Below are 9,536 nucleotides of genomic sequence, written 5' to 3'. Positions count from 1 at the left end.
AAGACCCCGACGGGCGAGGAGATCCGCGGCTATCTGCGCCGCCTCGTGCGCCGCATCCGCGCCCGCTGGTGAAGATGCTCCAGCCGCCGCTCTGGACGGCCCCCTTCTTCGCCCGCCGCTGGACAACCCGCCCCAGTAACTAGGGGCGAGCTCGGCATTGACCCCAATCTTGCGCAGCGTGCTCGCCAGAAGCTACGAGGCTTGTTACCCGCTGCCAGTCCGTGGCCTGGAGAATGACGACACTCTCGCCGGCATATCGGGCCTGCTTGAACAGTTGCCTGGCCTTTTCTGGGTCGCCGCCCTTTTTGAACCATTCCGTATTTTCGTCGTTGGAATAAGGCGCACTGTTTTCGAAGGCGCAGGCACATGTCGGAGCCCGACTTATCCAGAATTTGCAGTCCAGATTGGGATCGTTCTGGATCGCTGAGAAAAGATCTGCGGGTAGAGCTTGAACAAAATCAATTTCACTCGCCTGCAAGGCCGCCGAAGCGGTCTGCACATCGGCGACATTTTCCCAGATGACGAGATCGAACTTGACGACCTTGCCACCGACGAATCCGTCGGGTGGCCCAAGCCGGGCGCAAGCTTCGCCTACGATCGCATTGCAGCTGCTCGACCGGCTTCTTCATCATGCCGTCGTCGTGCAGATCGAAGGATCGAGCTATCGGTTGCGCCAGCATGCTGACCTTGTTCCGGAGCATTCGCTCCAAAGCGCTCATCAACCCGCCACCACCGCCGAAGATGCCGGCTGATTACCGGGCCTCTTCGCCTGTCAGGTTGATCGTCGGATTTCACTCCTGGCGGCCGGCCACGTTTTTACATCGGGACTGTCAGGAATTCTGTCCGCGAGGCCGGTTTCGTCACTGGCTGACGAACCTTTCGCCGAAGACGACGGCGAACTGGGTCTTGGCCTCGAACCACTCGCGCGGCGGTCGTTTCCATTCCTCGGCCGCGTGATTGAGCACCAGATATAGCAGCGTCATGGCCGCGTCGTCATTGGGGAAGTGGCCGCGCGTTCGAATGGCGCGGCGCAGCTTGGAGTTCAATGCCTCGATAGCGTTGGTGGTATTGATGATGCAACGCACGCTTTCGGGGATAGGCGAAGAATGGCACGACATGCTCCCAGTTGCGCCGCCAACTCTGTGTGATCGCCGGATACCGCTGCCCCCATTCGCCGGCCTCGAAGTCCTCCAGGCCTTCATGCTCCGGCTTCGGCGTCTGCGGCCCTGTAGATTGCCCTGAGCGATGGTACGACGGCCTTGCGGTCCTTCCACGACATGAACTCCAGCGAGTGGCGGATCAGGTGCACGATACAGGTCTGGACGGTCGTCTGCGGAAAGACGGCGTCGATCGCCTCGGTGAACCCCTTGAGGCCCTCGACGACAGCGATCAGGATGTCGGCTACGCCACGGTTCTTCAACTCGTTCATGACGCGGAGCCAGAACTTGGCGCCTTCGGTCTGTTCGATCCAGATGCCGAGGATCTCCTTGGCGCCGTCGGGCAAGATGCCGAGAGCAATGTAGATCGCACTGTTGCGCACGAACCCTTCGTCTCTGATCTTGACCCGGATGGCGTCGAAGAAGACGAGTGGATAGACCGCATCGAGCGGACCGGTTCTGCCACTCGGCCCCTTCCTCCAGAACCGCGTCGGTGACGGCCGAGGGCCCGGCGAAACGTCGATCCCGTAGAGCTCTCCCGTCGAAGTCGGGAAAGCGGCGCTGGTACCTGGCAATCAGCTTCGGATCGAGCTTCCCGCACGGTCCCGTGGGATCGAAAGCGTCATCTTCGACGTGCCGGTCAAAACCGTCTTCTTCGAATGGCCATTGCGGCGATTGGCTCCGCCCTCGGCGACGTTTCATCTTCGAGGTGCTCGTCAAGTTCGGCGTTCAGTATCCGCTCCGAAAGCGCCTTCTTCAGGTCGTCGAGCAACCCGTCCTTGGCAAACACCTCACCCGGATCGCGGCCCGAAAGCAGTTGGTCCAGAAGTTCCTCTCGATAGCCATGTGATGAGTCTCTCCTTTCCATCATCATGGCCTCGCGCACAGAATTCCTGACAGTCGGCCACTTCCCCGACGGCGACGCGGCCATGAAACTGCCGCAGCAACGAGCCCAAACTCGGGAACATGGCCGCTCATCGCAATAATGGTCTGGATCCGCTAGCGCACCACGAGATCGCGGACGCGGGACACAATGGCCGCGGCCTGTTGCTCTTCGCCCTTCACCGCCACTGGCAGTTCTGAATCCGCCCGGTCGTGCTCGCATGCCAACCGACTGATCCACCTCTTCAGGAAACCCGTCTCATCGACTACCAGCACGCCATCCGGATCGCCTAACGTCCCCACCACATAAACGCGCAGCGCGCAAGGCTTCCCTCAACGGCTGCGGCCCAGCAGCGCCTTCAAACAATAGAGGCGCTCAAGGCCAGCCTACTCGGGCATCAGCCAGCCGGTCTTGCGCTCTATGCCAGACAACACCCATCCAGAAACGCGGCGCCCGTCAACTTCAACTCGTGCCGTCGAAACACCGGCACCAGTCGCCCCTTAACGCGAAAAGCTCCCGCCCCCAGGCCAATAGCGACCCCGACCTATGCAGCCAACATCCAATCCCTGGCCGCTTTCCGAGGCAGCGAATTACGATCATTTCAAACGCGGAAAAATCTCGTCGCATGCGACGTGTGTTCGGCCTAGGGGATGCCGATTCCGAAATACCGCTTGTGGGACACATCCAGGATGCGATTGATCAGGCTCGAGTAGCTGTTTCCGGCCGTCGTGGCGGCCAAGGCATAAATGCTGGCCGTGCCGAGCCCCGGCATGGCGTTGATCTCTAGGACAAAGGGCTGGCCAGAGCGATCGATCCGGAGATCGACGCGGGCGAAATCCCGACACTGGCAGGCACAGAAGGTCGCTACCGAAACATCCCGCAACATCGTCGCGAGTTTGCTTCCGACTTGCGCCGGACAAATCTTCTGCAACTCTGCGACCCCCGTGTGTATCTTGTCTTCCAAAGTGTAAATACGTGTTTCGCGATCGCCGAAGTCCTGCTCCACCAGAGGCAGCACCTCGAGCTCCTCGTTTCCGAGCAGCGCGACATAGATTTCCCGCCCCTCGATGTATTCTTCCACGAGCGCATCCTGTCCATAGCGCGCGACGGTCTCTTCTACGGCGTGCCTTAATTGAGCCGGCTCGTGTACAAGCTGCAATCCGAGGCTGCAATCTTCGAGACGTGACTTCACTACCACGGGGAATCGCAGTTCGCCGATACTCTCGGTGCCGCGAAGCATCACTCGAAAGTTCGGCGTTGGCACGCCGCCATCGCGCAGGAGCTTCTTGGCGACGACCTTGTCCTGCGCTAGCACATGCCCGAGCGGGCTCGAACCGGTGTACGGAAGACCGGCCATCTCGAGCATGGCCGGAACGTGGGTGTAACGTTGGTCGCCCTGAATTCCCGATGACATGTTGAAAACGATTCCCGACGGGCGGGCTTGCGGACCGGGTGGCATGAACCGCTCAAGCGCAGCAAGCAGTCCTTTATCGCCTTCACACAGCAGCGTCTCGTGCCCGCCCTCTTGCAGTGCCGCAAGCACGCCTTCGACTTCCCCGCCGAGGTGGTATTCCTCCGGACAAGGCTGACCGAACCTGTTGATAACGCCCGTGTGATCATCGTTCCGCACTACGGCTACTCGCATGAGTCTACTCCTTGTATTCTGGCCGCTAACACGTTTCATATGCCGGGATTTGGTGTTCGTCGAAGACAACAATTCATCTGGACCCCGCGCGCCCCGCCGGTACGGTCAGCCAAGTGGCGAGCGGCCTTGTTCCTCCAGCCGACCATTTTCCGGTAGCGGCGCAAAACAGCAGCGCAGCCTAAGGCTGAACCGCATGGCCACTCGCCCGTAACTGTCGTCCGCCTTGACCAGCGGACGCAAGGCGGCAGTGACCAGGAGCACCACCGCCGCCATCAAGAAGCCGATAGCCCCTGAATCTCAGAGGGTGGGCGGCACAACGAGCGGCGAAACGCACCCGCTCGCTTCTCAGGCCACCTCCTCAGCGTCCGAGACCATGTGGTGCATGGCAATCAGCAGCACATCGTGCACCGCATAAAGCGAAGGCCGTCGTCTTTTCACTTCTTCAGGGCCAGGACGTCGGAGCTGAAGCCTCACCGGACGGTTACGCTGTGTCCTGTTTTCGGAAGTTGACACCGAGACGCAAGTATTCCGCCGTGCGGCAGGTTAGGCTTCGGAACAAAGACCATCTGAATAAAGCGGGATGACATCGGGTTGGTGTGTCCGGCCCCGTGAGTTAGCGAATGGCCAACTCGAGTTCGTAGGCGCGTTACCGCGGCGGAATGCCCTCGCGAACATCGAATGTTACCGTTCCATCATCCCTTATCCTAGCATCGTAGAAGATGCGGTCGCGGACAGAATTGTCCCGGTCGAACGTCAGCACCCGCGGTTTGATCTCTGTGATCTGATGTTCCTCGATATATGTAGAGGAGCATATGATCATCTCGTCTCCGACCTGACATGTACGAGCAGCGGCTCCGTTCAGCACGCAGCAACGAGAACCCCTCTCACCGTAAATGACGTATGTGCTGATACGCGCGCCTGAAGACCTATTCCAGATCTCAACGAATTCCAGCGGAAGAACACCCGCCTCGTCGCAGTGATCTGGGTCCAGTGTTATTGATCCGTGGTAGTTCAGGTCCGAACCCGTCACAGTGATGCCATGAAGCTTGGCTGCAACGACCTTTCTCATATACAGATTTCCTCTTCTGTTTGGATCGCCATACCTAAGAATGACGACAGTGGTCTTAGTCGCAGGGACGTGGAGTTCATCGACGTACCGCGATAGGTCGAGGAGCAGACTTGCAGAAGGGATCGGCGCGGTTCTTCGTTGAACGTGACCATGGGACGATTTCTCCTCAGTCTGTGACGCATTTGGAGATGACCTCGCAGGTAGCGTGCCAAACGAGAAACGCCTTTAATAACATCGGATAGAGCCTAATCTACCGCGTAGCGTATCTGATCTTGTCCGACATCAAACAAACCTCGTGGTTGAATGGCTGTCAATCGGCTCGAATTTTCCCCAAAAAGTGCCGAGGTAATCTTCAGTTTCGTCCCTCAGGCCGTCGGGGAGTGGTGCCCATTTTTCGGCGCCGGCCGTGCGGTCGCGATGGTGGATTTAGTGTCGGCGGTGCGATGGAGGCTTTTGATCTCAGGTGTTCGGACATGGGCTCGTTCTTTCCGGTCTTGACGGCCTCGATGGCAAGCGCGATGGCCAGATGACTCTTGCCTGTGCCGGGCGGCCCGAGGAAATGGACGACCTCGCAGCGGGCGACGAAGCCGAACTGGGCGAGCGTCACGATTCGATCGCGGTCGAGCGAGAGCTGGAAAGAGAAGTCGAAGCCGGCGAGTGTCTTGATCATGGACGACGAAGCGTGCCCAGATCAAACGGCTGAAGCCGAGCAAAATAGCCAGACGATCCTCGGCGTGGTCGGCTCATCGGTGAAGACGGCCTTGAACTGGGCGAAGTCGGCCGTCTCGAAGCGAACCTCGTAGCCCCGCTTCGCTGCCGCAGGACGCACGTCGCGCAGGAAGTCGGTGAGGTCGTGTAGCCGCCGTCATAGCCGAGGTCCTTCAGTTCCCCGAAAATCCGGCTGCCGGTGACGCCGGTGACGCATTCGCGAAGATAGGCGCGGTCAGTGTTGCTGGGCGAGGTGTGGGGACGACGTTGGCAAGCGCGTCTCAACGCAGTACGCGACCAAGGCCTCGAAGGACCGCAGCGAAGAGGTCTCGCCGTCGTCTCGACGCTATTACATGCTTGACGTCCAGCGGCGATTGATAACTCAACACGAGCGTCCAGCCGCGCGCCGCCAGACGCGCGGGCGCCTTCAAGAGCTGGCTGAATTTGCCGCTTCCTTCGAAGCTGGTCGCGAACACTGACCTTGCGCGATGATTTTGTCTCGAAAAGGGAACGCTAAATTTAAATGCCTCGCGAGAGCCGTCCGAGCACGCTGACGCTTGCGGAGAGGTGGGCACGCTCGAGTCCACATAGCGCATGCTAAGCTCCACGCGTGCAGCTGTCTCTTCCTGCGTCAGATCTTGTTCATGGGGCAAGCGACGCATACCGATTGGCATGATCCACAGCGTGATAGGCGCTGAAAGGAATGATCGTTCTAGGAATGATCGTTCCTTTAGTTAGCCTGTTAGTGAACGGGTTCGGCCCACCGACCGCGACTATCTGATCGAGATAAGATAGGCAAGAGCGCGCATTAAGCTGGACGCTATCGGGGATGTCCCTGGGCGGAGATGGGCCAGCGATACTGTGTTTCAAACCCGTCGCCCGCGGCCGACCAAGGCATTGCGCTCTATGCGCGCTTCGAAATCACCGTGAGAGATTCGCGTCACCACGAGCCCGAAATACTCGTCAAGAAGCGCGAGCACGCGCTGCGTATAGCTCCGAAGCTGCTCTAGCCCGTACATCTTCACGACGTATTCGGCTAACAATTGGAGAGCGCTCTCTTCGTCTTCTCCGTGGAAGACGAACGGGTCTGTGATTCGCTGCACAGTTACATCATCAAACTGCGCAGCAGCGAACAGATCGAGCACCTCGCCTGCAGTAAAATGAGGATAATCATGTGGGGTCACGGAATGAGTTGACACCACGTCTGCGAACCAGCGGGCAGTGGGTGAGCCCTCTTCAAAGTCATGAAGAACAAAGATGCCACCGGGCCGGAGAATTCGCTCGGCGGCCCGAACTGCGGTGGCGCGCTCAGCGCGCGGGATGTGGTGCGTGCCGTAAGCCATCAGCACACCATCCACCGATCCGTCTTTAATCCAGAACGGATTGGTCGCGCCCTGCCAGATGGCAAACAGGCCATCTCGGATGCAACGGTCCACCATGAACTGGGAGACGTCAGAGTTGATAAAACTTGGGCAGCGCCCCGCACCCAAGAGCCGATTCGCTACCTTGTTTACATATCCGTCACCGGCCAGGAGATCGCAGATGATCATTGATGAACAAAGTCCGTCGCGACCATTGGGGTGCATCTTGGCCAGAAGATCCATCACACCCTCCGATCGTGCCAGCAGGGATACTTGAATGCTATCGAGGTAATCCGAGCCACGCCCTTCCGAGGTGAACTCGTTGAGCGACAGGTCGGTAAGGCAATCAAATGATTCTCTAGCTATTCGTGGCTCGATGGCCTTGAAGGCGATCGGATTTAATTCTTTTAAGCCGGCGATGTGCGAATCTATGCCATCGGGGAACATCTTAGTACTCCTTGGTGACCAACCGCCGGCGAGCCGAGCGATACTTTAAGGACGAGATGCTGAACGAGGAGGTTACGCCCCCGCCTTTGGAGGGATTGTTACTAGCCAAAGTCGTTGCCAAATCGTGTGGTCCGCATACCACCGGCAAGGGGTTCGGCCGATCCGCGCGGCCCTCGAGGCCTGCGGCATCGAGCTTGCCGAGCTCGCAGGCTAGAATATCCCGCGAGCCGTCCGAGGCGGCGAAAGCTTCAATTGCCGGGAGCGCACTCAGCGCAGGGTCTGTCGCATTGATTTGGATTGTGAGCAAGTTTCATGTAGCCCTTGGTTGGAGAGTGCGATATCCCCATGGTTGCAACAGATCACTGAGTGTCATGCAATTGGCGTGCCACGAAGGAGGTTGCGAGCAACAGGGGCAAAACCATATGTTGCACCCTGCAACGGCGGAATGCTTGCGCTTCAGTGTGTCAGGTTCCGAACAGCGATGTCTTTAACCGGATCGGCGGACACAGAAGGCGAGAATTCTCGTGGACAAGGGACTCCGAGGTCGTCTCGCGCGACCTCGATCTACGGTACGCCGAGGGGACGCGCCGCCCAGAGGTGAAGCCATGGTTCATCCCCCATCCGGTGCAGGCCGAAGACCGGGATCTTGTGATATGGTCTATGCGCGGTGACCGTTGACCCGCTCTTGTGCCCATTGATTGCCATGCCCAGTCGCTAACGCTTTCCGTCGGCGCGGCGTAGCTCGACAGCCACAGATCGACCAGCACGCGGCCGAGCCGAATGACGGTCCAGAAGTCGGGCAGGTCCTCCAGCCGCGAACACGTCGGCTGTGAGCACAGGTCGAGCTTCTAGGGCAACCGTCCGCAGGCGAGCTTGATGCGGCCGCCATCAAACAGAGCTGTGATCTTCTTGCGTCCGACGGCTGGAAAAGACAGCGGCAGCAACGCATCCTCGGTCATGGCGGATGTGGCTTATAGCCTAGCAATCGAATCCTAGACCAGATTAATCGGTTGAGCTACATCCGTCAGCCTCAAAGGCCCATTGTCGCGCATAAGACGGGCTTCTGTAACGGGCTTCGACTTGTCAATCCCTCGTAACTCGGTCCGCCGCCGGGGTGTTGCTTCTGTCCGCAGTCGGCGCTTTTGGCCGCTGCCTGATGTGGTCTGATCGGGATCGGTTGGCCGGTCTAGTGATGCACAGTCATCAAACGAGCTGCTCCCGTCTTAGCGGCCTAACCGGATCCACCGTCCCGGCAGAAACTTGGCAACGGCGGGGCTGGTGCCCGGGCCCGCCGTGTTCCTCCATCGAATTCTCCAGAATGCGACGGTAGCGGAGCGGCCGGACCCTAGGAATTGCTCACCGCTGCACGGTGCAGGACCACCGCCAGCTTGCGTGCCAGCGCCACCTTGGCCTTGCGCATCCCGGCGCGCTTGGCCACCGCAAGCGCCCACGACTTCAAGGCCGAGCTTTTCACTGGGCATGTCAGCATCACGTTGACCGCCTCGTAGAGCGCCACACGCACGCCATGGTCGGCGATCTTCGAGATGCGACCGGTCACGTCGGTCTCGCCCGATTGGTACTTCTTCGGCGGAGCATTCCAATGATCCCGGCATAATAGTCCACGGTCTTCTCTCCTTGATGTTTGGCGCTGGCTTCGGCCATGACGCCGTTTATACCATCATTGTGAGGGAGGCCTATGCCGAACTGCAACTTCTGAAGCGGCGACGCGGGCAGCGCAACAGCACGTCCGGCGACATCATGTGGCCATTCTCTGCATTTGGCGCGATCGCCAGCGATGATCTGATCGCCGCGGCCTAGATGGGTAACGGGCCTCTCGCGCCGGCGACCGAGGGGTTTTGGTCGAGGCGGTCGCTGCGGCCGCAAGCTCACGGTGCGATACACGGGCGCCAAGCACAACACTCCGACATCTCGTCGGCACGTTGTGCTCCCCATCTTGCGGATCACCTCTGCCCGTTTCCAACTGACATATCCTTCATGAGCGCCCTGGATCAGAGCCAACTATTCCTCACGCATCCAGCGTCGGATAACTTGCCGCTCAGCCAGGGAAACGCCCGAGGCCCTAATCGACGGTGGATGGAAAGTTCAGCGGCAGGTTATAGCAGGCCGCGCAACTGACTGACTGAGACTTGCGGCGCTAGATCCTGATCGCGCTACTCGCCGCAAAAGATCGTGGTCGAGTAGCTCAGCCATTCGGCTTTCGCCCTCACAGATCCGGGCGGGCGGATTTCCCGCACCCGGCTCTTCC

The 9,536-nt window shown here is 59.4% G+C and carries 6 protein-coding genes and 6 pseudogenes; 3 read left to right on the top strand and 9 right to left on the bottom strand.

The window, feature by feature from the left end:
* Window positions 1–139 precede the first annotated feature (139 nt).
* Window positions 140–499 (bottom strand): hypothetical protein, encoded by a 360-nt coding sequence (locus tag RFN30_RS31925; protein WP_320265934.1) that lies wholly within the window; start codon window positions 497–499, stop codon window positions 140–142.
* Window positions 500–590: 91 nt separating this feature from the next.
* On the opposite strand from RFN30_RS31925, the pseudogene RFN30_RS31920 reads away from it, so the two are divergent.
* Window positions 591–741: pseudogene (locus RFN30_RS31920) on the top strand (ATP-binding protein); the annotation flags it as partial.
* Window positions 742–860: 119 nt separating this feature from the next.
* Here the strand turns inward: RFN30_RS31920 and RFN30_RS31915 are convergent.
* The 5 genes and pseudogenes from RFN30_RS31915 to RFN30_RS32350 form a co-directional block, all read right to left on the bottom strand.
* Window positions 861–2,025, bottom strand: a pseudogene (locus RFN30_RS31915) (IS256 family transposase).
* 202 nt (window positions 2,026–2,227) lie between these two features.
* Window positions 2,228–2,348 (bottom strand): annotated as a pseudogene (locus tag RFN30_RS31910) (IS701 family transposase); the annotation flags it as partial.
* 335 nt (window positions 2,349–2,683) lie between these two features.
* Window positions 2,684–3,685 (bottom strand): D-alanine--D-alanine ligase family protein, encoded by a 1,002-nt coding sequence (locus RFN30_RS31905; RefSeq protein ID WP_320265933.1) that lies wholly within the window; start codon window positions 3,683–3,685, stop codon window positions 2,684–2,686.
* Between the two features lie 646 nt (window positions 3,686–4,331).
* Window positions 4,332–4,754, bottom strand: a complete 423-nt coding sequence (gene panD, locus RFN30_RS31900) for an aspartate 1-decarboxylase (protein ID WP_320265932.1) — start codon at window positions 4,752–4,754, stop codon at window positions 4,332–4,334.
* Window positions 4,755–5,235: 481 nt separating this feature from the next.
* A pseudogene (locus tag RFN30_RS32350) lies at window positions 5,236–5,421 on the bottom strand (ATP-binding protein); the annotation flags it as partial.
* Between the two features lies 1 nt (window position 5,422).
* Here RFN30_RS32350 and RFN30_RS31890 point away from each other — a divergent pair.
* On the top strand, window positions 5,423–5,557 hold the full coding sequence (locus RFN30_RS31890; protein WP_320265930.1) for a hypothetical protein: 135 nt from the start codon (window positions 5,423–5,425) through the stop codon (window positions 5,555–5,557).
* Window positions 5,558–6,328: 771 nt separating this feature from the next.
* On the opposite strand, the gene RFN30_RS31885 is transcribed toward RFN30_RS31890, so the two are convergent.
* The 3 genes and pseudogenes from RFN30_RS31885 to RFN30_RS31875 all read right to left on the bottom strand — a co-directional run.
* A complete protein-coding gene (locus RFN30_RS31885) occupies window positions 6,329–7,270 on the bottom strand; it encodes a class I SAM-dependent methyltransferase (RefSeq protein WP_320265929.1) in 942 nt (313 codons plus the stop codon).
* A 713-nt stretch (window positions 7,271–7,983) separates the two neighbouring features.
* Window positions 7,984–8,229, bottom strand: a pseudogene (locus RFN30_RS31880) (IS1380 family transposase); the annotation flags it as partial.
* A 386-nt stretch (window positions 8,230–8,615) separates the two neighbouring features.
* Window positions 8,616–8,873, bottom strand: a pseudogene (locus tag RFN30_RS31875) (transposase); the annotation flags it as partial.
* A gap of 35 nt (window positions 8,874–8,908) precedes the next feature.
* Between RFN30_RS31875 and RFN30_RS31870 the strand changes: the two are divergent.
* Window positions 8,909–9,088, top strand: coding sequence for a hypothetical protein (locus RFN30_RS31870; RefSeq protein WP_320265928.1), 180 nt, complete (start codon window positions 8,909–8,911; stop codon window positions 9,086–9,088).
* The last annotated feature ends 448 nt before the right edge of the window (window positions 9,089–9,536 follow it).

The sequence above is a fragment of the Mesorhizobium dulcispinae genome, from assembly GCF_033977345.1.
In the GTDB taxonomy this organism is placed as follows: Bacteria; Pseudomonadota; Alphaproteobacteria; order Rhizobiales; family Rhizobiaceae; genus Mesorhizobium; species Mesorhizobium dulcispinae.
Note: the sequence above shows the minus strand (reverse complement) of the source record. Positions and strands in the feature narration are given on the sequence as shown.

Coding starts and splice junctions, on each gene's coding strand:
- RFN30_RS31890 (WP_320265930.1), top strand. CDS start 5,423: ATGGACGACGAAGCGTGCCCAGATCAAACGGCTGAAGCCGAGCAAAAT.
- RFN30_RS31885 (WP_320265929.1), bottom strand. CDS start 7,270: ATGTTCCCCGATGGCATAGATTCGCACATCGCCGGCTTAAAAGAATTA.
- RFN30_RS31905 (WP_320265933.1), bottom strand. CDS start 3,685: ATGCGAGTAGCCGTAGTGCGGAACGATGATCACACGGGCGTTATCAAC.
- RFN30_RS31870 (WP_320265928.1), top strand. CDS start 8,909: ATGTTTGGCGCTGGCTTCGGCCATGACGCCGTTTATACCATCATTGTG.
- panD (WP_320265932.1), bottom strand. CDS start 4,754: ATGAGAAAGGTCGTTGCAGCCAAGCTTCATGGCATCACTGTGACGGGT.